The sequence below is a fragment of the Novosphingobium umbonatum genome (assembly GCF_004005905.1).
Taxonomy (GTDB): domain Bacteria; phylum Pseudomonadota; class Alphaproteobacteria; order Sphingomonadales; family Sphingomonadaceae; genus Novosphingobium; species Novosphingobium umbonatum.
Genome location: NZ_SACO01000002.1, coordinates 325,462 through 346,905, shown reverse-complemented (window position 1 = coordinate 346,905; position 21,444 = coordinate 325,462). Strand labels below are relative to the sequence as shown.

Genomic DNA, 21,444 nt, shown 5'->3' with positions numbered 1-21,444 from the left:
CCTTTTCGTTATAAACTGCCATTGATGTAAGTAAGCTGGGCAAGATTGTTACAGGAATGGGCCTAACTGCCCCATAGCCTGCCCTACCTTGTCAAAATTACGTCACAATGCGCTGTTTAGAAGGCTGCGAAACATCGCTAGATGTTTGTCATCCGTGCCCCTTCCCCCCTGTCGGGAGGAGGGTGATCGGCGTTTTGTTACAATTGTCATGCAGGGGCCTTCAACCATGCGCAAATCTCCTATTCAGGCTGTAGCCGCCAGCACGCTGGCTTTGGCTGTTGCCGCCGTCGCCACGCCCGCTTTCGCCCAGTCGACCGGCGCGGTGGACTTTGAAAACACCATCGTGGTGACCGGCACCAAGGCCAAGGGTATCAATGGCGTCGAAATTCCCGCCACCCCCAAGGCCAAGCAGGTTCTGGATCAGGCCTTCATTTCCAAGAGCAGCCCCGGCCAGTCGATCAACGAAGTGATCAACATGGTGCCCGGCGTGGCTTTCTTCAACGCCGATCCTTTCGGTTCGTCGGGCGGCACGATGTATATCCGCGGTTTCGACAGCAGCCGTATCGCCCAGACCTTTGACGGTATGCCGCTGAACGACACCGGCAACTATGCGCTCTATTCGAACCAGCAGCTTGACCCCGAATTGATCGATCAGGTCAACGTCAACCTGGGTTCGACCGACGTGGACAGCCCTACGGCTGCCGCCACCGGTTCGACGGTGAACTATCGCTCGCGCGACCCCTATGATCACATGGAAGCCCGCGTGATTGCCGGCGCCGGTGATCTCAACTTCCGCCGCCTGTTCGGCGTGATCGATACCGGCCGTCTGACCAAGTCGGGCCTGTCGGCCTATCTGTCGGCCAGCACGTCCTACAACAATTTCATCCCCAACACCGGCGGCCATGTTTTCAAGCAGCAGGTGAACTTCAAGGTGAAGCAGCCGATCGGCGACAATGGCGACTTTGTGTCGGTGGCCGGTCACTTCAACACCAACCGCAACAATTTCGCGCCTTCCATGTCGCTCTACACCGAAAATTCGGCGAGCCGTGCGGTCAACAGCTCCAGTTCGGGCCGCGCGCCTTACAGCTTTGAAGAAGCAAAATATTCGATCAACTGCGCCAATCTGAGCAGCACCACCGTGGGCTATGGCGCGTTTGAATGCCGCTTCAACCCCTCGCGCACGGCCAACATTCGCCTGAACTCGCGCTTCACGCTGGCCGAAGGTCTGACGCTGACGGTTGACCCCAGCTTCCAGTATACCAAGGCTAATGGCGGCGGCGTGACCTTGCTGAGCGAAAGCACCCCCACCAGCGGCGCTACCGCGGGCATGGTCGGCTTTGTAGGCGGTAGCTATTATGCCGGTTATGACGTGAACGGCAACGGCGTTGTCGACACCGCCATCAAGGTGGGCAATGCCAGCGAAACCGAAACCAACCGTATCGGCTTGCTGGCCTCGCTGCGTTGGAAGATCAACCCCACCAACACCCTGCGCGTGGGCTATTCCTATGACCGTGGCCGCCACAAGCAGACCGGTGAACTGACCTATGTTGACACCACCACGGGTCTCTACACCGCCTACTTCCCGATCGATAACGCCATCTATGACAAGTATGGCAATGCGATCCAGAAGCGTAACCGCATGTCCTATGCCCTGCTCAACCAGATCTCGGGCGAGTATAATGGCAAGTTCTTTGACGGTAAGCTGGATGTGCTGGCAGGCGTGCGTGCCCCCTTCTTCAAGCGCAACCTGACCAACTTCTGCTTCACCACCGATGCCTCTGGCACGGTGACCTGCCCCAGCCCGCAGAATCAGGCCGCTATGGCCGCTGCCAACCCCTATAGCTATACGGTGAGCGCCTCGGGTGTGCCTACGCCAGCAGGCTATTCGGTGCCGCAGCACCGCGATTACACCTATAACCGCGTGCTGCCCAATGTTGGCTTCACCTATGCGGTGGCTCCTGGCTATTCGGTGTTCGCCAACTATTCGAAGGGTATTCAGGTTCCTGGTACGGACTCGCTGTATAACGCCTTCTATTATCCCGCATCGACCAACTATGGTAACCCGAAGCCCGAAACCTCGGATAACTTCGACTTCGGCGTGCGCGCCCGTTCGGGTCGTGTAAGCGCTTCTTTCGGCGCCTGGTACACGATGTTCTATGACAAGATCTCGCAGGTCTATGACCAGATCACCGAAAAGTCGGTTTACACCAACCTCGGCAAGGTCGAGAAGTATGGTATCGATGGTACGTTGACCTGGAAGGCTGATGACCACTTCTCGGTCTATGCCTTCGGTTCGTGGAACAAGTCGCGCATCCTGAATGACATTCAGGCGGGTAAGGGTGCGACCCCCACCTATGCTGCGGATGGCACGATGCTGACGCGCTCGGATGGCACCTACACATATTACACCACCACCGGTAAGCGTGAATCGGGCGTGCCCGTTTACACCGCCGGTGCCCGTTTCGAAGCCAACTTCGATCCGCTGGACGTGACGGTTTCGGTGAAGAACACCGGCAAGCGTTACATCAACTCGATGAACACGCCGGTCTATGCGACCGTGAACGGCGTGGCCAACACCCGCGTGAATGGTGCTACGGTTGGTGCCTTCACCACGGTGGACCTGTCGGCCCGTCTGAAGCTGGCAATTGCCGGTCTTCGTTCGGAACGCAGCTTCTTCCAGCTGAACGTGACCAACATCTTCAACACCTACTACTATGGCGGTTTCACCGGTCAGGTCGGTGCGACTTCGGTCCCCACCGTCTATCTGGCTACTCCGCGCACGGTCGTGGGTTCGCTCAGCATTGCGTTCTAAGCTTTAACGCCTGATCGCAGATATAAAGAAGGGCGCCTTCCGCAAGGAGGGCGCCCTTTTTGTATCGGCATCGGCGGGATGATTAATCGTAAACGCATTCGTCCAGTTCGGCGCGGCGCACCACGCCTGAACGTTTGGCGATGGAATTGCCATGGCGGCGGGTGGAGCCGGTGGCGCCCACCACCGCGCGCTTTTTGGGGCTGGGCAGGGCGGCGGCGATGCGGGCGGCCTCGATCTGCGACAGATGGGCAGCGGAATGGTTGAAATAGCGCTGCGCGCCAGCCTCCACGCCATAGGTGCCGATGCCCGTTTCGGCGACGTTGAGATAGACTTCCATGATCCGCCTTTTGGGCCACAGTGTTTCGATCAGCAGCGTGAACCATGTCTCCAGCCCCTTGCGGGCGTAGCGGGTCCAACCTGATCCCTGCCAGAGGAAGGCGTTTTTGGCGGTCTGCTGGCTGATCGTGCTACCCCCGCGCAGCTTGCTGCCATCGCCGGTCAGGTTGCGTTTCAACGCATAAGTGATGCCCGCCTCGTCAAAGCCGTGATGCTCGCAAAAGCGCGAATCCTCGCCCGCGATCACCGCATCCACCATGCGGCGGTCGATCTGGGTCAGCGGGGTCCAAGTCTTGGTGAAACCATGCGGGTCCATCAACATGGTCAGCGTGACCGGCGGCGGCACAAAACGATAAGTGAGAGTGAGTGCCACCGAAGCGCCGACAAAGCACAGGCTGCCCATGGCGGCGACCCAGCCCAATTTGTAGCGCAAGGATCGGTCGGCGGCGGGGCGGGAAAAGAAACTGGCCATGGCGCCAGTTTAGCGACGCCGCCCGCTTTTAGGCAATGGCTGGTTTTGGGGCCGGTTTCGCGGTCTTGGGTGCCTGTGGCAAAGGCTGTGCGCCCAATTCCGCCAGCGCCGCCGCAGCCAGCACGATGATCAGCGGCATAATCGGATCGCGGTCATGCGCGGTAATATAGCCCAAGGCATGGGCCAGCCACAAAGCCCCTAGGCTGCCCAGCATTAGTGCCCGCCCGCGCCATGCCATGCCGCCGGGCATCATCAGACCGGCGGCGGCCATGCCCAGCAGGAACAGATATTGCCCGACCTCGATCATCCGCACCATGCCCAGCGCGCGCGAGGCGGCAAGGTCCTGTGCGTCGGGCAGGTTGGGGCTCCAGAACAGGGCCAGTTTATGCGCGAACAGGCGGGCCGCTTCGCGAGGATGTTCCGATACCCATTGCAGGGCGTGGCTGGCCAGCGCATCGGTGGCACCCAATTCGCCCTGCTGCGCCCGCATTGCCTGCCATTGCGGCGCCATGGGCGTTTGCGCGATGGAGAGATAGCCGCCCGTGGCCGAGGGATTGTTCCCGATATAGAGATTGAAGCCGGTCTGGCTGGACAGCACCGGCGCGCCCAGCATCGACTGCGTGGCCCAGCCCCAAGGCGCCAGGATCAGTGCGCCGCCCAGCCCCAAGGTCAGAGCAGGTTTGAACCAGCGCCCTTCCCAAGCCAGCAGCAGGCCCAGCATGGGCGCGACGATCAGCGCGGCCAGACTGGCGCCGGTCAGCATGGCCCCGCCCCACGCCATACCCGCCAGCAGGGCGATGCCGATACGCGGCCCGTAAAGCAGTTTCAGCGCGCACCATACCAGCAGCAGCAGCAAAGGCGTGGCCAGATTGTCGGAGGAGAGCAGCGAACCGCTCCAGATCCCCGGCAGCCATAACGCATAACCCATCAGCGCCAGTTTGCGCGCGCCCGCGCCCAGACCTGCCGCCCGCGCGATGCCCACCACCAGCAAGGCCGACACCAAGGCCAGCCCCAGATTGACGCCCAGCGCCACGCTTTGATCCGCGCCAAACAGGGCGAAGAAAGGCGCCAGCAGCGCCGGATAGGCGATACCATGAAACGCATGCAGCCCCATCGCGTCCACCGGCCATTGGCCCTGCGCCATATGCAGGGCCAGCGTGTAATTGGCCTGCGAATAGGCTACGCCGCCATCGCCCAGCCCCTGTCCCAGCGCGAGATTGGCCGCCATGCGGATCGCCAGCATCAACAGCATCAGCGAATGCAGGCTGAGCGCGGGTTCATGGGTGTCGCGGATCATCGGTGGCCTTGTTGCGAGTCTGGCGGGTTTTATACGGGTTCGGACTGAACCTTTTTCGCACATGCGGAAAGTGGCGGTAACCATGGCAAAAGGCCCTCGTCCCGTTTTGGCACGGATCGCAGGGGGGCGGAGCATGCCTCGCGCCATGATGAAATCGCAATTTCTAATGTCCCGTTTGCGCTCCCGATAGCGGGTGGCGGGCTTGTTTTGATGTCGATCAATGAGGGTGGGCAGGTTGTAAGCAAAGCTGACAAACATCAGCCGTGACCCCAACAATGACGAGCGCCGCGCTGCGGCCCAACATCATCATGTGCCAAGGAGAGGCCCGCATGACAGCACAACAGCATCCAGCCCCGATAGAAGGGACCCATCTGTTTGACGGCATCGCCGCCGCCAAGGGGTTCGAACTCAACGCCATGTGTTATTCGTTTAACGAGGCGGCCAACCGTGCGGCCTTTCTGGCCGATGAGGATGCCTATTGCGCGCGTTTCAACCTGACCTCTGATCAGCGCGAGGCAGTGGCGAAGCGCGACGTGCTGGGCATGATCGCGGCGGGTGGCAACATCTATTACCTTGCCAAGCTGGCCGGCATTTTCGGCCTGAATGTGCAGGATGTGGGCGCCTTGCAAACCGGCAAGAGTGTTCCCGAATTCAAGCAGTTCCTGCTCGACCAAGCTCAACAGATCAAGCAATTGGAGGCCACCCATGGCTGAAATCGTCGGCGCCTATTTCACCAGCCACGTGCCCGCCATTGGCGGCGCCATCCATAAGGGTTTGCAACAGGACCCTTACTGGAAGCCCTTTTTTGATGGCTTTGACAAGGTCCATGAATGGTTGGCGCAGGTGAAGCCTGATGTGGCGATTGTGTTCAACAATGACCACGGGCTCAACTTCTTCCTCGACAAGATGCCCACTTTTGCCGTGGGCGCCGCCCATGAATATCACAATGCCGATGAAGGCTGGGGCCTGCCGCTTTACAAAAGCTTTCAGGGCCATACCGAGTTGAGCTGGCACCTGATCGAGCATCTGGTGGAGAGCGAGTTTGACGTGACCACCTGCCAGAAGATGCTGGTCGATCATGCCCTGTCGATCCCGTTTGAACTGGCATGGCCCGATGTCGATGCTTGGCCGGTCAAGATCGTGCCCTTTGCCATCAACACGGTGCAGCACCCGCTGCCCAGCGCCAAGCGCTGCCTTGCGCTGGGGCGGGCGGTGCATGAGGCGCTGAAAACATGGCAGGGTGACGAGCGGATTGTCATCATCGGCACCGGTGGCCTGTCGCACCAGCTGGATGGCGAGCGTGCCGGTTTCATCAATGCCGAATATGACAAGTTCTGCCTCGATAACCTGTCCAAGGATCCCGATGCGCTGACCCAGCATTCGATCCACGAAATGGTGCGCCTGTCGGGGACGCAGGGCGTGGAAATCCTCAACTGGATCGCCGCGCGTGGCGCGCTGGGTGAGGCGGCGGCCAGCGAGATTCACCGCAATTACCACATCCCCATCTCGAACACCGCTGCGGCAACCTTGCTGCTGGAGCCTGACGCGCTGGTCGGCGCCTGAGGCTAAAACGCAAAAGGGCTGGTGCGCAAAGCTGCGCCAGCCCTTTTTGCTGTCCGTCGCAAATTGCGGCGAAGCGACTGATCTTGCCGCTTCAAACCCCTTGACCCTCGCCTTATAAAACGTAAGTATTGCTTACAAAGGCAGCCCGTATCGAAACAGGGCGCCAAAGGAGAGGTTATGGGCTTGTTGGCAAAGAGCGGGGCCTTGCGCGCCCTGTGGCTTGGTGGCGCCGCCATTGGCATGGTCACTTCCGGTTTGATCGGTTCCATCGCGCAGGGCGCGGGGCCGCAAGGTTTGGCGGTAAACGCGGCCTCCATCGCTGCCGCCGCGCAAAAGGGCGACAATTGGCTCAGCCATGGCCGCAGTTATGACGAGCAGCGCTTCAGCCCGCTATCCCAAATCAACCAAAGCAATGTGGGTCAGTTGGGTCTGGCATGGTATGCCGACATGGACACCGCGCGCGGACAGGAAGCCACGCCTCTGGTGATCGACGGGGTGATTTACACCACCACGGCATGGTCCAAGGCCAAGGCCTATGACGCGCTGAGCGGCAAGCTCTTGTGGCAATATGACCCGAAGGTGCCGGGCGAAACGGCGGTGAAGGCCTGTTGCGACGTGGTCAATCGCGGCATGGGCGCATGGGGGAACAAGCTGTTCCTTGGCACGCTGGACGGGCGCCTGATCGCGCTGGACCGCGAGACGGGCAAGGTCCTGTGGTCCAAGGTGACGGTGGACCAGTCCAAACCCTATACGATCACTGGCGCGCCGCGCGTCATCAATGGTTTGGTGATTATCGGCAATGGCGGGGCGGAAATGGGCGTGCGCGGCTTTGTCGCGGCCTATGATGCCAATACGGGCAAGCAGGTGTGGAAATTCTACACCGTGCCCGATGCGCCGGGCAAAAATGCCCCCGAATATCTGCGCCGCGCCGAAGCCACTTGGAAGGGTGAATATTGGAAGCTGGGCGGTGGCGGCACCGTGTGGGATTCCATGGCCTATGATGAAAAGCTGGACCTGCTGTATATTGGCGTAGGCAATGGTTCGCCGTGGAATCAGGCCTATCGCTCGCCCGGCGGTGGGGATAATCTCTATCTGTCCTCTATCGTGGCGGTGCGGCCCAAGACCGGCGAATATGTCTGGCATTTTCAGGAAACGCCGGGCGAGACTTGGGACTTTACCGCCACTCAGCACATCGTTCTGGCCGATCTGATGATCAAGGGACAGAAGCGCAAAGTGCTGATGCATGCGCCCAAGAATGGCTTCTTCTATGTGGTAGACCGCGAGACGGGCCAGTTCATTTCGGGCAAGAATTTCGTGCCGGTCAATTGGGCCAGCGGTCTGGACCCTGTGAGCGGTCGCCCGATCGAGATCCCCGAGGCGCGTTATGACAAGACGGGCAAATTCGCCTTTGTCACCCCCGGCGCGGGTGGCGCGCATAGCTGGCACCCGATGGCTTGGGACCCCAAGCAGAATCTGATGTTCATTCCCGCCCAGATCGCCGGCTTCCCCTATATGCCGGAGGAAGGGTGGAAATCGGCCAAATATGGCTTCAATAATGGTTTGAACCAAGGCGCGGCAGCATTGCCTGCCGATGAGGCGGCGCGGGCTGCGGCCAAGGCGGCGACCAAGGGCGCGCTGATCGCGTGGGACCCGCTGACCCAGAGCGAGCGTTGGCGCGTGGATTATCCGGGGCCGTCCAACGGTGGCTTGCTGGCCACGGCGGGCGACCTGCTGTTCCAAGGCACGGCCAAGGGCGAGTTTCTGGCCTATTCGACCAAGGATGGCAAAAAGCTGTGGTCCTTTGGCGCGCAAACCGGTGTGATTGCCGCGCCGGTGACCTTTACGGTGAAGGGCCAGCAATATGTGGCGGTGATGGCGGGTTGGGGCGGCATCTGGCCGCTGGCGACCGGCGCCTTGGCATGGAACAGTGGCCCGATGCAGAACACCTCGCGCCTGTTGGTGTTCAAGCTGGGCGGTAAGGGTAAGCTGCCCGCCGCGCCCGCTATGACGCTGGCGCCGCTCGATCCCCCGCCCGCGACCGCCTCGGCGGAAGTGGTGGCCAAGGGGGCGTATACGTTCGGGCGCTTCTGCGGCACCTGCCATGGCGATGCGGCGATTGGCGGGGGCGTGCTGCCCGATCTTCGCCGCAGCGCCGCTTTGCATAGCGCCGAGACTTGGAGCGCGATTGTGCATGATGGGGCCTTGAAGGATCGCGGCATGATCGCATGGGGCACCCAATTGAGCCGTGAGGAGATCGAGGCGGTGCGGGCCTATGTGATCAAGCGCGCCCATGAGGACAAGGCGCTGGGGAACAAGTGAGCGCTTGTCGCTATTGGTATAGTATATTACATTTCCCGACAGGGCAGGGGAAACACCTGCCAGCAGAGAGGATAAAGCCATGAACGAGATGACCACGATCTCCTATCAGCAGCGTGCCTATTCCGATGCCGCGCAGAAGGCGCTGGCGCGCAAGCCCGCCCTGTTCATCAATGGCGAATGGGTGGCCTCCAGCCATGGCACGCTGATCGAGGTGGAAGACCCCAGCTCCGGCGCGATTATCAGCCATATCGTTGATGCCTCGGTGGCCGACACCGACCGCGCCGTGGCCGCCGCCCGCGTCGCTTTTGACGATGGCCGCTGGAGCGGTCTGCCGCCCATCGCGCGCGAAAAGATCATGCTGCGTCTGGCCGACCTGATCGAGGCGCATGCCGATGAACTGGCCGAGCTGGAAGCGATTGACGTGGGTAAGCCCAAGACCATGGCCCATGTGGTCGATGTGCCCGGTGCGGTGAGCCACATCCGCTATATGGCCGGTTTCGCGGCCAAGGTTGGTGGCGAGACGGTGCAGCCCTATACCGCGCCTGGTAGCGCTTTCTTCAGCTATACGTTGAAGGAACCGGTCGGCGTTTGCGCGCAGATCGTGCCGTGGAATTTCCCGCTGCTGATGGCTTGTCTCAAGATCGGGCCTGCCTTGGCTGCTGGTTGCACCATCATCCTGAAACCTGCGGAACAGACTTCGCTTACCGCGCTGCGTCTGGCCGATTTGATTGCCGAGGCGGGCATTCCGGCCGGCGTGGTCAATGTGATCACCGGTTATGGCCATGTGTCGGGCGACCGTCTGGTCAAGCATCCCGATGTGGATAAGGTGGCCTTCACCGGCTCGACCGAGATCGGCAAGCTGATCAACAAGAATGCCACTGACACTTTGAAGCATGTCACGCTGGAACTGGGCGGTAAATCGCCTGTGGTGGTGATGCCCGATGTGGATGTGGCGGAAGCTGCTCCGGGGGCCGCTGGCGCGATCTTCTTCAATTCGGGGCAGGTCTGTGTGGCTGGCTCGCGCCTTTATGCCCATCGCAGCGTGTTTGATTCTGTGGTGGAAGGCATTGCCAATACCGCGCCTTTCTGGGCCCCGCGCCCCAGCCTTGATCCGGCGGCGCATATGGGCCCTGTGGTCAGCAAGGAGCAGTATGACCGCGTGCTCGGCTATATCGAGGCGGGCAAGCGCGATGGCGCCAGCGTGGCTATGGGCGGCGATGCCCCCAGCGCTGCGGGCCATTATATCAACCCGACGCTGCTGGTGGATGTGAACCCGCAAATGAGCGTGGTGCGTGAGGAAATCTTTGGCCCCGTGGTGGTGGCGCAGCGGTTTGATGACATCAATGATGTGATCAAGGAGGCTAATGCCACGCAATTCGGTCTGGCCGCTAGCGTCTGGACCAAGGATGCGCGGACGCTGCACAAGCTGGCCTCCAGCATCAAGGCGGGCACGGTATGGGCCAATTGCCATGCGATTATTGACGTGGCGCTGCCCTTTGGCGGTTATAAGGAAAGCGGCATTGGCCGCGAGCAGGGCCGCGCAGGCATCGAGGCCTATCTGGAAACCAAGACTGTGGTGATGAAGCTGTAAGGCTTTGGCTTTTGGCGGGCTGAGGGATGCACTCCTTGGCCCGCCCTACTCAGGAAAAACTATGCCCATCGATCTTAGTAAAATCCGCGCCATCGATGTGCATGTTCATGCCGAAGTGTCCTGCCACGATCCGGAAGATCCGGTGATGGGCCAGTTTTTCGATGCGGCCAGCGCCTATTTCAAGGCCCCGCGTGAAAGGCCCAAATTGCCCGAGATCGTGGAAGTCTATCGCGAGGCGCAAATCGCTTTCTGCCTGTTTACGGTGGATTGCGAGAGCCATATCGGCGCCAAGCGTGTGTCCAATTATGAAGTGGCCGAATTTGCCGCCCAACATGATGACATCTGCATCCCCTTTGCCAGCATAGACCCGCACAAGGGCAAGCTGGGTGCGAGGGAGGCGCGGGATCTCATTGAGAATTATGGGGTCAAAGGCTTTAAATTCCACCACATCATGCAAGGCTGCGCGCCGGCGGACCCGATGACTTATCCGATTTACGAGGTGATCAACCATTACAAGCTGCCTGCCATTTTCCACACCGGCCATTCGGGCATGGGCACGGGGATGCGCGGCGGCGGGGGCGTGCGGCTGAAATATGGTCAGCCCATGCTGGTCGATGATGTGGCGGTGGACTTCCCCGATATGAAGATCATCCTGGCCCATCCCAGCTGGCCATGGACCGATGAAAGCCTGTCGATGGCGCTGCATAAAGACAATGTTTTCATTGATCTGTCGGGCTGGAGCCCCAAATATTTTCCGGCCCAGATCATCCAGTATGCCAACACGCAATTGCGCAAAAAGATGCTGTTCGGCAGCGACTTTCCGCTGATCCACCCCGCCAAATGGCTGGATGCGGCGCGCGGTGTTGGTTTCCGCGAGGAAGTGTTGCCCGCCATTATGAAAGATAATGCGGCGCTTGTGTTGGGCCTCGCCTGACATCTTGCCAAGCCGCGCTTGGGAGAGACTTATGGCATTGACCTATTACCATGCGGAACCGGCCGCCAATTCGCTGAAATCCATGATCCCGCTGATTGAAAAGGGGCTGGATTGGCAAAGCCGCTATGTCGACCTGCATAAGTTCGAGCAGCATCAGCCATGGTTCACCGCCATCAATCCCGAGGGGCAGGTGCCGGTGCTGGACCATGACGGGGTGATCATCACCCATACCACGGTGATTAACGAATATCTTGAAGACGCCTTTCCCGATGCCCAGCCCGACAGTGGGCCCTTGCGCCCGCGTGATCCGGTTGGCGCGGCGCGGATGCGTTATTGGAACAAGTTCGTCGACGAGCATGTGATGAATTTCGTCTCCATGCATGGCTGGCACCGCATGGTGGGGGTGATTGCCCGCAACATCGAGTCGGGCGAATTTGAAAAGCTGTTGGAGAGCATTCCGTTGCCCGATCAGCGCAAGAAATGGGCGACCGCCCGCAGCGGTTTTTCGGAAGCGGATCTGGCCCATGCCACGGCCAAAATCGAATATGCCGTGGACAAGGTGGAGCGGCAACTGGGCGAGACGGACTGGCTGGCAGGGGACGCCTACACCTTGGCGGACATCAATTTCTACAGCCATTGCGGCATGATGGTCGAACGCATGTTTCCCGAGATGGAGATCGCGCGCCGTGCGCCCCGACTGGTGGAATGGCGCGACCGGATGACCGCGCGCCCTGCGGTGGCCAAAGCCTTGGCGGGCGAGGATCGCACTGCGCCGGGCCTGCGCACATGGACCGGCCACGCGCGCTAGGCGCAAGGAGGCCCTGCGTTAAAAGCTAAAGCGGGCTTGCAAAGATTGTTTGTGTAGCTTACAAAACTTGCTATGCGGAAAACCGCAAGTGCAACCCTGAAATCCCTGTGGAGAGAGGATCGACAATGTCCGCCCAAAATCTTGACCAATTGCTTGCCAGCTCGGGCAACATCGTGGAAATGCTGCGTAACTCGCAGCTTGGCGCCTATGTATACCCCGTGGTGGCGCCCGAATTTTCCAACTGGCGTTCCGAACAATGGGCATGGCAGCATTCGGCGGTGCTGTTCGATCAGTCGCACCATATGGTGAACCTCTATATCCGTGGCAAGGACGCGCATAAGCTGCTATCGGACACGATGATCAACAGCTCGAAGGGCTGGGCGGTCAACAAGGCCAAGCAATATGTGCCCACCACGCCTTATGGTCATGTGATCGGTGACGGCATCATTTTCTGGGAAGAGCAGGAAAGCTTTACCTATGTTGGCCGCGCTCCGGCTTCGAACTGGCTGCGCTATCATGCGGCTACCGGTGGCTATGACGTGGAAATCGAGCTGGACGACCGTTCGCCGATGCGCCCGATGGGTAAGCCCGTCACCCGCAAGGAATGGCGCTTTCAGATTCAGGGCCCCAACGCCTGGGCGGTGATCGAAAAGCTGCATGGCGGCCCGCTGGAACAGCTCAAGTTCTTTAACATGAGCACGATGAACATTGCGGGCAAGACCGTGCGCACGCTGCGCCATGGTATGTCGGGTGCGCCGGGTCTGGAAATCTGGGGCCCCTATGCCGAGCAGGAAGAGATCCGTGCCGCCATTCTGGAAGCGGGCAAAGAGTTTGGCCTGATCGCTTGCGGCAGCCGCGCCTATCCGTCGAACACGCTGGAATCGGGCTGGATCCCCTCGCCGCTGCCTGCCATTTACACCGGCGAAAAGCTGAAGGGCTTCCGCGAATGGCTGGGTGCCGACAGCTATGAAGCCACCGGTTCGATCGGCGGCTCCTTCGTTTCGGACAATATCGAGGATTACTACCTCAATCCCTGGGAACTGGGCTATGGTCCCTTCGTGAAGTTCGACCATGATTTCCACGGCCGTGAAGCATTGGAAGCCCTGAACCCTGCCGAGCAGCGCAAGAAGGTGACGCTGGCGTGGAACCCCGAAGACATGGCCAAGATCATGGCTTCGATGTTCAACCCCGATGGCGAGGCCTACAAGTTCTTCGACGTGCCGTTGGCGAACTATGCCTCGTCCAACTACGACCGCGTGGTGGATGCAGGCGGCAAGACGGTGGGCCTGTCGATGTTCACCGGCTTCTCGTTCAACGAAAAGCAGGCTTTGTCGCTGGCTACGGTCGATCCCGAAATCCCCGTTGGCACCGAATTGCGCGTGGTATGGGGCGAAGAAAACGGCGGCACGCGCAAGACCACGGTCGAGCCCCATAAGCAGATCGAAGTGCGCGTGGTGGTTTCGCCCGTGCCCTATAGCCGCGTGGCGCGTGACACCTATGCCGAAGGCTGGCGCACGGGCCGTTAAGTGCCATAAAAACAAAGGGCGGCGTCTGGTTTAATCACCAGGCGCCGCTGTTTATATCAGCAGGGAGAGGGCGGGCATGACCGATTACGTCTTGGTGCATGGCGCATGGGCAGGCGGTTGGTCGCATGAGGGGCTGGCCGAGGACCTGCGTGCGGCGGGGCATCGCGCTGTGGTGGTGCATTTGCGCGGGTTGGGCATTCGCAGCCATGAATTGCACCCCGGCATCACCCTGTCCGACCATGTGGAGGACGTGTGCCTTGCCGTGGCCGAGGCCGGTTTCGACCGTTTCGTGCTGGTTGGCCATTCCTATGGTGGCATGGTGATCACCGGTGTGGCCACCAAATTGGGCGGGCGGATCGACGCCATTGCCTATCTGGATGCTTTCCTGCCCGAGGATGGGCAGTCGCTCTGGGACATTACCAGCGAGTATGAGCATCGCCATTATATCGATACGCAGAAGTTCACCCCCGGCCTTGTCGCGCCGATCATCGGTGGCAACAGCAGCAAATTATCGCGCCATCCCTTGCTGACCATGCTGGAGGCGGTGCGCTTTACCGGTGAGGAAGCGAAAATCCCTGTGCATGCCTATGTGCTTGCTACGGGGTGGAAGCCATCACCGTTCCATGGTTTCGCTGCCAAGGTGAAGGCGGATCCTGCTTGGGCCTATTATGAGGCAGATTGCGGCCATGATGTGATGAATGGCCAGCGTGAGCAGGTCTTGGGCATATTGCTTGGATTATAATCTTGTGACTATCGGTCTGGGCTTCCCTTTTGGGACTATCGGCCCAGACTCGGTGGCGGTTGTCTCCCCCAACCGTACAGGCTGATCTAACCGGTTAAACTTCCGGCAGATGCCAGCCTTCGCTGTCACCATCAAAGTCAAGCGCGAGCGCTTCGAGATCTTCCTCTACGGCGGTCACCGCGTCGCAGGTGGGCGTAATGATGCAGGAGGCGACGACTTCCCAAATGCCTTCTTCGTCAACCGGTTCATAGGCGATTGCTTCGTATCCGATGCTTATGGCCGCTTGGGCGAAGCCATCGGCATCATCGGCGTTGTGAAAGCTGTGAATGAAGTCGATTACAGTTGGCTGCGAAGGATCAAGGCCATCTTCGATCCATTCTCGCAGCATCACCATATTCTCGTCTAGAGCCGTCATGATTACCCCCTGAGATCCACTGAAGGTTGGTAAATAATTTAATAACATGACTTTTTTGTGATTGCGAAGCGAAACATGGGATCAATATACGTATTAATGCGTTAGTCGACAAAAAATCCTTAAAAGCAATGATTTAAGTAGTTGGTAATATGCCATTGCGTTTAATGGATGAAAGATATCCAACCATTATGGATTGATTTTGGTCCCGCGTAAGGCTGAATGCGGTCATGCCCCAAGGTCTATCTGTCAAAAATGGCGGTCCGGCCAACCGCAAATGCGAATCACTGCGCCATGAAAATAATCGTCCTTTGCATTTGTGACTGGACAAGCGCTCTGGAAACAGTTTGTATCTATCACATACAAAGTGCCCGGCAACAGGGCGCAGATGGAGAGGTGATTTATGGCCACGACCATGGCGGGCGGCCCTGCCGATATGGCGCCGCAAGGCAGCGCCCATGCCGCTGATCGCGCAGCAGAAGCTTCCCCCTTGCCCCATGCGGGCGATGATGCCCCCTGGCCATCCACCGGCACGGCCTATTATGCCTTGGCGGTCATCATCTTTGCGACCTTTCTCAACTTTTTCGATTCCGCGGCTTTTGGCCTGTTGATCGAACAGATCCGGGCCGAATTCCATCTGTCGAACACCGCGATCGGCCTGCTGCAAGGGCCGGTGAATGTGGTGTTCTATATGGTGGTGATGCTGCCGCTATCGCGCATGTCGGATATTTATCCGCGCAAATATGTGCTGGCGATTGGCGCTTTGTTGATTGCACTGCTCAATGCGGCGGGCGGGTTTACGGCGACGTTCATGGCTCTGGCCTTTACCCGAATGTTGGTGGGGGCGGGGGGCGGCGCCCATGCGCCCGGCTCCTATTCGCTGCTGGCCGATTTCTTCCCGCCCGAAAAGCGGCGTTGGCCGTTTGCGCTGCTGCAACTGGGCTTTATCGGTGGCGGCACGCTGGGACTGGTGCTGGCGGGGCAGATGCTGGCGCTGGCCATGGGCTGGCCTGAAAGTGATTTTCTGGACGTACATCTGCATGGCTGGAAATATGTGCTGATGATGCTGGCGCTGCCTGGTGTTGTGGCCTGTGGTCTGCTGCTGCTGGTGAAGGAACCGCCGCGCCGTGGGGTGATCGCCGCAGGCAAGCCCTTGCCGATCCGCGATGTGATGGCCGAAATCTGGCGTCGTCGTGCGGTCTATGGGCCTTTGTTCCTTGGGCTTGGCTTTTCGGCGGCACATGCCATGGCTTTGCCCGCATGGATGGTGCCTTTTTACAAGCGCACCTATGGCTGGAGCGAGATGGAGATTGCCACCCGCGCGCCGATGTTCATGCTGGCGGGACAATTGGCGGGGCTGCTGGTCGGGCCGATGCTGCTTAAACTGCTGTCGCGCCGCTATCGTGATGCCAATGTGCGCGCGGTGACGATTTGCTTTACCGCTGTGGTGCCGCTGGCGATTTTCGGGCCGATGATGCCCAATGGCTGGCTGGCGCTGACCTGTTCGATGCTGTCGGGCATGTTGGGCATTGCGTCGGCTGTTCCGCAAAATCTGACAATTCAGGAAATTACCCCGAACCAGATGCGCGGGCAGGTGACAGGCCTTTACCTGATGATGTTTACCGCAGTAGGTGCGGTCGGCCCCTTCATGATCGGCATTATGACCGACCATGTTTTTGGTAATGACGGCGATGTCTGGAAGGCATTGGCTTTGTCGGGCCTTTTGCTCAACCCTGCCGCTGCCTACATTATGAGCCGCGCGATCAGGCCTTATGCCGACGCTTTGGCCCTGCTTGATAAGGAAAAATCATGAGCTATCCCGAACTCTCCCTGATGATTGCCGGTGAAAGGATCGGCCTGGCCAAGGAAACAGGGGGGCAGCGCCGCAGCCATGCCGTGCTCAATCCGGCTACCGGTGGCGTGCTGGGGCAATTGCCTTTGGCCGATGCCGATGATCTGGATCGCGCTTTGGCCGTGGCCGAGCAAGGCTTTGCCATCTGGCGCCGCTCCACCGCGCAGCAGCGGGCAGCGGTGCTGTCGGGCGCGGCGGCTTTGCTGATCCAGCGTCAGGAAGAGATCGCCCGCAATGCCACGCTGGAAGAAGGCAAAACCCTGGCCGAGACGCGGATCGAGGTTTTGATGGTGGCGCAACTCTTCAGCTTTTACGCTGGCGAGACGCAGCGCATCTATGGCCGCGCGCTGGTGCGCCCCGAGGGCCAGCGCTCGACCGTGACCTATGAGCCGGTAGGACCGGTGGCGGCTTTCGCGCCATGGAATTTCCCCATTGCCAATTGCGGGCGCAAGCTGGGCGCGCCGGTGGCCGCCGGTTGCAGCGTGATTATGAAACCGGCGGAGGAAGCCCCCGCCAGCGCGCTAGCCGTGTTGCAGGCGCTGCTGGATGCCGGTTTGCCGCCCCAAGTGGCGCAGGTGGTGTTCGGCGTGCCGGACGAGGTGAGCCGTCATCTGCTGGCCAGCCCGATCATCCGCAAATTGTCCTTCACCGGATCGACTGTGGTGGGCAAACATCTGGCCAAACTGGCGGCGGAAAATTGCATCCGCACCACGATGGAACTGGGTGGCCATGGGCCGGTGCTGGTGTTCGCCGATGCCGATATTGATCATGTGCTGAATGTGGCGGTGGGGCACAAATTCCGCAATTCGGGGCAGGTCTGTGTCAGCCCCACCCGCTTCATTGTCGAGGAAAGCGTCTATGACCGCTTCCGGACCGGCTTTGCCGAGCGCGCCGCCGCGATCCGCGTGGGCGATGGTTTGGACCCCGACACGCAGATGGGCCCGATGGCCAACCCGCGCCGCCCCGAAGCGATGGAAGTGCTGATCGGCGATGCGATCGAGCATGGCGCGACGCTGCATACGGGCGGCAAGAGGATCGGCAATCAGGGATTCTTCTTTGAGCCTACGGTCCTGTCCGACATTCCCCTGTCGGCGCGGATCATGAATGAGGAGCCTTTCGGCCCGGTCGCGCTGATCAACAGCTATAGCGACGAGGCCGCGATGATCGCCGAGGCCAATCGCCTGCCCTATGGCCTTGCCGCCTATGCATGGACCAGCAATGCCGCGCGGCAGAAACGTCTGGCCGCGCAATTGGAGGCGGGCATGGTGGGTATCAACACCGTGGCCATTGGCGCGGCGGACGCACCCTTTGGCGGGGTGAAATGGTCGGGCCATGGCGCCGAAGATGGGCCGGAGGGCTTGATGGCCTGTCTGGTCACCAAGGCTGTTCACGAGGGCTAAACGCCCCGCAGCAAGGTATAAAGGGAGAGGATCAATGACCCACGCACTGAACACCGGTGGCGATCGCGGCTATCTGCGCATCGCCACCGAGGAAGCCTTTGCCACGCGCGAGCAGGTCGATGTGTTCCTGCGCATGATCCGCGATGGCACGGCGGATAAGGGGATGGTCTCGCTTTGGGGCTTTTACGCCACCAGCCCCAGCCCGCGTGCCACGCAGATCATGGAGCGCCTGCTCGATCTGGGCGAGCGGCGGATTGCCGATATGGATGCGACCGGCATTGATGTGGCCATTCTGGCGCTGACCTCGCCCGGCGTGCAGCCGATGCTGGATGTCGAAGAGGCCAAGGCCATTGCCCGCAGTGCCAACGAGCAATTGGCAGCGGCCTGCGCAGCCTATCCCACGCGCTTCGTCGGCATGACGGCGGTGGCGCCGCAGGACCCGCAATGGTCGGCCGATGAAATAAGGCGCGGCGCCCGCGAATGGGGCTTCAAGGGCGTGCAGATCAACAGCCATACCCAAGGCCATTATCTGGACGAGCCGCAATTCGATCCCATCTTTCAGGCCTTGGTCGAGGTGGATCAGCCGCTTTATATCCACCCCGCCACTTTGCCCGACAGCATGATCGGCCCGCTGGTCGAAGCGGGGCTGGATGGTGCCGTGTTCGGTTTCGGGGTGGAAACGGGGATGCATTTGCTGCGCCTGATCACCACCGGTATTTTTGACCGCTATCCCACTTTGCAGATCATGGTTGGCCATATGGGCGAGGCTTTGCCCTATTGGCTCTATCGTCTGGATTACATGCATCAAGCGGGCGTGCGCTCGCAGCGTTATGAGCGGTTGAAGCCGCTCCAAAAGACCATTGCCGATTATATGCGCAGCAATGTGGTGATCACCAACAGCGGTATGGCATGGGAACCGGCGATCAAATTTGCCCAAAGCGTGCTGGGGGAGGATCGCGTGATGTATGCCATGGATTATCCCTATCAATATGAAGCGCAGGAAGTGCGTGACATGGATAATCTGGATGTGTCGGCGCAGGTGAAGCGCAAATTCTTTGAGGGGAATGCGCGGCGCTGGTTCAAAATCTAGGCGTCTCATCCCTTGTGACAGGGGGCGGGGGCTTGCGCAAAAGGCGGCCCCCCGCCAAGCTGAAAGCGTAACAAAGGACGATTGCGCGATTATGCCCAGAGCCAAGGAAGTGCTGACCATCACCACCCCGCCCGGCGAGGATGCGGAGGATATTGGTGAAATCCGCGATATTGTCGGTTTCCATCTCCGCTTGGCCCATGGCGCGGTCTATCGCCACTTTACCGAGACTTTTACCGATCTGGGCCTGACGCAGAAACAGGTGTCGGTGCTGTGGCTGGTGGATGATCACCCCGGCATCGCGCAAACCGGCCTGTCGCAAAGGATGCGGATGGACCGCGCCACCACCATGGCCATCGTCAATCGGTTGGAGGCGCGCGATCTGTTGGCGCGAGGTCCTTCGCCGACCGATGGGCGCAAACAGACGCTGAATCTGACCGAGGCGGGCAAGGCGATGCTGGCCACGGCGAAAGAGGCCATTCGCGCGCATGAGGATTGGCTCAAATCCCGTTACACGCCGCGCGAAGTGGCGGTTTTGATCGAATTGCTCACCCGTTTGCACGAGTGAGCGATCCGGTTTAGTCTTCGAGAAAAGCGCCGAAACCTTCCAGCCTTGCCGCACCGGCCAAGGCTTGCGCGCTGGCCAGATGGGCGCGCGGGGCAATGTCGGACAGGGCAAAGCGTGCGGCGGCGGCCAGTTGCTGGCCCAAGGGATCGCCCGCATTGCCGGTGATCAACCGTGCCGCGATCCAGCCCTGTGCCACGATGGCTGCTAGTGACAGGAAAGCGGTCGCGCCTGCTTCGGCATCCTCCTGCTCCGCCACGGCTAGCGTCTCTGCCGTGCTCTCCAGCGTGGCCAGCGCGGCGTTCAGGCCCGCATGATCCAGTACCGCGATGTCGGGCTTGGCGGCGGCAAGGAAGGCTTGATAGGCCGCGCCTCCACCCCCGCGCAACCGGCGAAGGGCCAGATCCTGCGCCTGCATGCCGGTGGTGCCTTCAAACACGGTCAGAACGCGTGCATCGCGCAGCCCCTGTTCCACCGGCCATTCGCGGGTGTAACCAGCGCCGCCCAGCACCTGAATCGCATCGGAAGCCACGCCAAAGCCGGTTTCCCCGCCCAAAGTCTTGATGATCGGCAGCAGCCAGCCTGCCAGCGCCTCGCCTTGTGCCTTTTGCGCCGGATCGCTGGACACGCGGGCAAGGTCTGCGGCATTGGCGGTGGCGTAAATCAGCCCGCGCAAACATTCCACCCGCGCCGATAGTGACAGCAGTTGCAATTGCACATCGCGGTGCTGGTTGATCAGCATGGCTTGCGGGCCATTGCCGCCCTGACGCCTTTCCGCGGCATAGCCATGGGCGATTTCCGCCGCGCGACTGGCAATGGCCAGACCCATGACGCCGGTGGCAAGGCGCATATTGGTGATCATCACGAAAAGCTGCGGCAACCCGCGCCCGATCTCGCCCAGCAAATAGCCTTTCGCGCCTTCCACCCCCATCACGCAGGTTGGCGAGGCATGCAGGCCCAGCTTTTCCTCCAGCCTGCGGATGATGATCGGTTGGCGCTGCCCGTCCAGATCGCTGGGCACAAGGAACAGGCTTATCGGGTCTTTGGGGCTGGGGGCCTGGCCTTCGGGCGCGGTTTTGGCGAGTAGCAGATGGGCGATGCTGGTGGTGATGTCCTGATCGCCAAAGCTGATCCAGCATTTCTCGCCGGTGATGCTCCATATGCCATCACCCAAAGGCTCGGCGCGGCTGCGCAGGCGGCGCACATCGCTGCCCGCATCGGGTTCGGAAATGCCGATCGTAGCCCCCATGCTGCCATCGATCAGCGCGGCCAGATAGCGCTCCTGCACCGCCTCGTCGCCATAGGCCTGCAACAGGCGGGCGGCGGCGCGGCTAGGCACGGGCATCATGCCAAAGGCGGGGCCGTGGCGGTCCATCATTTCCTGCACCGCATTGCCCAGCGCCGTAGGCAGGCCCATCCCCCCAATCTCGGCCGGAGCATCCAGCATCAGCCAGCCACCTTCGCGGAAGGCCTCCCAAGCGGCCTTGTGCTCGGGCACGGTGATCACCCGCCCATCCACCAGCTTGCACCCCGCCACATCGGCGGCGGCATTGAGCGGGGCCAGATAATCCTCACCAAAGCCTTTGGCCGAATGCAGCACCTGCTCGATCAGTTCCTCGCTGGCTTCGGCAAAGCTTTCGCTGGCGGCGCGCACAGCATCCCAACCGGGGCTGAGCGCCAGATGGCGGGCGATGGTGGCGGTAATATCCATGTTGCGCTCTCCCTCTG

The 21,444-nt window shown here is 60.5% G+C and carries 17 protein-coding genes; 13 read left to right on the top strand and 4 right to left on the bottom strand.

The annotated features are described in order from the left end of the window. The first annotated feature begins 226 nt into the window (after window positions 1-226). The gene (locus tag EOE18_RS03895) at window positions 227-2,812 is read left to right on the top strand and encodes a TonB-dependent receptor (protein ID WP_127706409.1); all 2,586 of its coding nucleotides are present in this window, start codon (window positions 227-229) and stop codon (window positions 2,810-2,812) included. 82 nt (window positions 2,813-2,894) lie between these two features. Here the strand turns inward: EOE18_RS03895 and mtgA are convergent, their stop codons facing one another. Both mtgA and EOE18_RS03885 read right to left on the bottom strand, forming a co-directional pair. Next, the gene (mtgA, locus tag EOE18_RS03890) at window positions 2,895-3,620 is read right to left on the bottom strand and encodes a monofunctional biosynthetic peptidoglycan transglycosylase (RefSeq protein ID WP_127706407.1); all 726 of its coding nucleotides are present in this window, start codon (window positions 3,618-3,620) and stop codon (window positions 2,895-2,897) included. Window positions 3,621-3,648: 28 nt separating this feature from the next. Then, complete coding sequence (locus EOE18_RS03885) at window positions 3,649-4,917, bottom strand: hypothetical protein (protein ID WP_127706405.1); 1,269 nt, start codon at window positions 4,915-4,917, stop codon at window positions 3,649-3,651. Window positions 4,918-5,246: 329 nt separating this feature from the next. Between EOE18_RS03885 and EOE18_RS03880 the strand changes: the two genes are divergently transcribed. The 8 genes from EOE18_RS03880 (at window position 5,247) to EOE18_RS03845 (ending at window position 14,400) form a co-directional block, all read left to right on the top strand. After that, window positions 5,247-5,630, top strand: coding sequence for a protocatechuate 4,5-dioxygenase subunit alpha (locus EOE18_RS03880; RefSeq protein WP_127706403.1), 384 nt, complete (start codon window positions 5,247-5,249; stop codon window positions 5,628-5,630). After that, complete coding sequence (locus tag EOE18_RS03875; RefSeq protein WP_127706401.1) at window positions 5,623-6,480, top strand: class III extradiol dioxygenase family protein; 858 nt, start codon at window positions 5,623-5,625, stop codon at window positions 6,478-6,480. Before EOE18_RS03880 ends, EOE18_RS03875 begins: the two co-directional genes overlap by 8 nt. Before the next feature lie 177 nt (window positions 6,481-6,657). Next, entirely contained in the window at window positions 6,658-8,799 is a 2,142-nt protein-coding gene (locus tag EOE18_RS03870) for a PQQ-dependent dehydrogenase, methanol/ethanol family (RefSeq protein ID WP_246027244.1), read from the top strand. Between the two features lie 79 nt (window positions 8,800-8,878). After that, window positions 8,879-10,390: an aldehyde dehydrogenase family protein gene (locus EOE18_RS03865; RefSeq protein ID WP_127706399.1), complete on the top strand. Its 1,512-nt coding sequence runs from the start codon at window positions 8,879-8,881 to the stop codon at window positions 10,388-10,390. A gap of 61 nt (window positions 10,391-10,451) precedes the next feature. Continuing rightward, on the top strand, window positions 10,452-11,324 hold the full coding sequence (locus EOE18_RS03860) for an amidohydrolase family protein (RefSeq protein ID WP_127706397.1): 873 nt from the start codon (window positions 10,452-10,454) through the stop codon (window positions 11,322-11,324). A gap of 31 nt (window positions 11,325-11,355) precedes the next feature. Then, entirely contained in the window at window positions 11,356-12,132 is a 777-nt protein-coding gene (locus EOE18_RS03855) for a glutathione S-transferase family protein (protein ID WP_127706395.1), read from the top strand. A 125-nt stretch (window positions 12,133-12,257) separates the two neighbouring features. Continuing rightward, complete coding sequence (ligM, locus tag EOE18_RS03850) at window positions 12,258-13,658, top strand: vanillate/3-O-methylgallate O-demethylase (protein ID WP_127706393.1); 1,401 nt, start codon at window positions 12,258-12,260, stop codon at window positions 13,656-13,658. Window positions 13,659-13,734: 76 nt separating this feature from the next. Next, entirely contained in the window at window positions 13,735-14,400 is a 666-nt protein-coding gene (locus EOE18_RS03845; protein ID WP_127706391.1) for an alpha/beta hydrolase, read from the top strand. 94 nt (window positions 14,401-14,494) lie between these two features. Here the strand turns inward: EOE18_RS03845 and EOE18_RS03840 are convergent, their stop codons facing one another. Next, a complete protein-coding gene (locus tag EOE18_RS03840; RefSeq protein WP_164852653.1) occupies window positions 14,495-14,815 on the bottom strand; it encodes a ribonuclease E inhibitor RraB in 321 nt (106 codons plus the stop codon). Between the two features lie 400 nt (window positions 14,816-15,215). Between EOE18_RS03840 and EOE18_RS03835 the strand changes: the two genes are divergently transcribed. The 4 genes from EOE18_RS03835 to EOE18_RS03820 all read left to right on the top strand — a co-directional run bounded on the left by EOE18_RS03835 (window position 15,216) and on the right by EOE18_RS03820 (window position 19,719). Next, window positions 15,216-16,625, top strand: a complete 1,410-nt coding sequence (locus EOE18_RS03835) for an MFS transporter (protein ID WP_127706387.1) — start codon at window positions 15,216-15,218, stop codon at window positions 16,623-16,625. After that, complete coding sequence (locus EOE18_RS03830; RefSeq protein WP_127706385.1) at window positions 16,622-18,064, top strand: NAD-dependent succinate-semialdehyde dehydrogenase; 1,443 nt, start codon at window positions 16,622-16,624, stop codon at window positions 18,062-18,064. The genes EOE18_RS03835 and EOE18_RS03830 overlap by 4 nt, the downstream gene beginning before the upstream one ends. A gap of 34 nt (window positions 18,065-18,098) precedes the next feature. Continuing rightward, the gene (locus tag EOE18_RS03825; protein WP_127706383.1) at window positions 18,099-19,154 is read left to right on the top strand and encodes an amidohydrolase family protein; all 1,056 of its coding nucleotides are present in this window, start codon (window positions 18,099-18,101) and stop codon (window positions 19,152-19,154) included. Window positions 19,155-19,245: 91 nt separating this feature from the next. Beyond that, on the top strand, window positions 19,246-19,719 hold the full coding sequence (locus EOE18_RS03820; RefSeq protein WP_127706381.1) for a Saro_0803 family transcriptional regulator: 474 nt from the start codon (window positions 19,246-19,248) through the stop codon (window positions 19,717-19,719). 10 nt (window positions 19,720-19,729) lie between these two features. Here the strand turns inward: EOE18_RS03820 and EOE18_RS03815 are convergent, their stop codons facing one another. Continuing rightward, window positions 19,730-21,427, bottom strand: coding sequence for an acyl-CoA dehydrogenase family protein (locus EOE18_RS03815; protein WP_127706379.1), 1,698 nt, complete (start codon window positions 21,425-21,427; stop codon window positions 19,730-19,732). Window positions 21,428-21,444: the final 17 nt, after the last annotated feature.

Excerpts from the sequence above, each read along its gene's own strand:
- EOE18_RS03895 (WP_127706409.1), top strand. The coding sequence starts at position 227 with ATGCGCAAATCTCCTATTCAGGCTGTAGCCGCCAGCACGCTGGCTTTG.
- EOE18_RS03885 (WP_127706405.1), bottom strand. The coding sequence starts at position 4,917 with ATGATCCGCGACACCCATGAACCCGCGCTCAGCCTGCATTCGCTGATG.
- EOE18_RS03840 (WP_164852653.1), bottom strand. The coding sequence starts at position 14,815 with ATGACGGCTCTAGACGAGAATATGGTGATGCTGCGAGAATGGATCGAA.
- EOE18_RS03880 (WP_127706403.1), top strand. The coding sequence starts at position 5,247 with ATGACAGCACAACAGCATCCAGCCCCGATAGAAGGGACCCATCTGTTT.
- EOE18_RS03830 (WP_127706385.1), top strand. The coding sequence starts at position 16,622 with ATGAGCTATCCCGAACTCTCCCTGATGATTGCCGGTGAAAGGATCGGC.
- EOE18_RS03815 (WP_127706379.1), bottom strand. The coding sequence starts at position 21,427 with ATGGATATTACCGCCACCATCGCCCGCCATCTGGCGCTCAGCCCCGGT.
- mtgA (WP_127706407.1), bottom strand. The coding sequence starts at position 3,620 with ATGGCCAGTTTCTTTTCCCGCCCCGCCGCCGACCGATCCTTGCGCTAC.
- EOE18_RS03875 (WP_127706401.1), top strand. The coding sequence starts at position 5,623 with ATGGCTGAAATCGTCGGCGCCTATTTCACCAGCCACGTGCCCGCCATT.
- EOE18_RS03835 (WP_127706387.1), top strand. The coding sequence starts at position 15,216 with ATGGCCACGACCATGGCGGGCGGCCCTGCCGATATGGCGCCGCAAGGC.
- EOE18_RS03825 (WP_127706383.1), top strand. The coding sequence starts at position 18,099 with ATGACCCACGCACTGAACACCGGTGGCGATCGCGGCTATCTGCGCATC.
- ligM (WP_127706393.1), top strand. The coding sequence starts at position 12,258 with ATGTCCGCCCAAAATCTTGACCAATTGCTTGCCAGCTCGGGCAACATC.
- EOE18_RS03860 (WP_127706397.1), top strand. The coding sequence starts at position 10,452 with ATGCCCATCGATCTTAGTAAAATCCGCGCCATCGATGTGCATGTTCAT.
- EOE18_RS03845 (WP_127706391.1), top strand. The coding sequence starts at position 13,735 with ATGACCGATTACGTCTTGGTGCATGGCGCATGGGCAGGCGGTTGGTCG.
- EOE18_RS03855 (WP_127706395.1), top strand. The coding sequence starts at position 11,356 with ATGGCATTGACCTATTACCATGCGGAACCGGCCGCCAATTCGCTGAAA.
- EOE18_RS03820 (WP_127706381.1), top strand. The coding sequence starts at position 19,246 with ATGCCCAGAGCCAAGGAAGTGCTGACCATCACCACCCCGCCCGGCGAG.
- EOE18_RS03865 (WP_127706399.1), top strand. The coding sequence starts at position 8,879 with ATGAACGAGATGACCACGATCTCCTATCAGCAGCGTGCCTATTCCGAT.
- EOE18_RS03870 (WP_246027244.1), top strand. The coding sequence starts at position 6,658 with ATGGGCTTGTTGGCAAAGAGCGGGGCCTTGCGCGCCCTGTGGCTTGGT.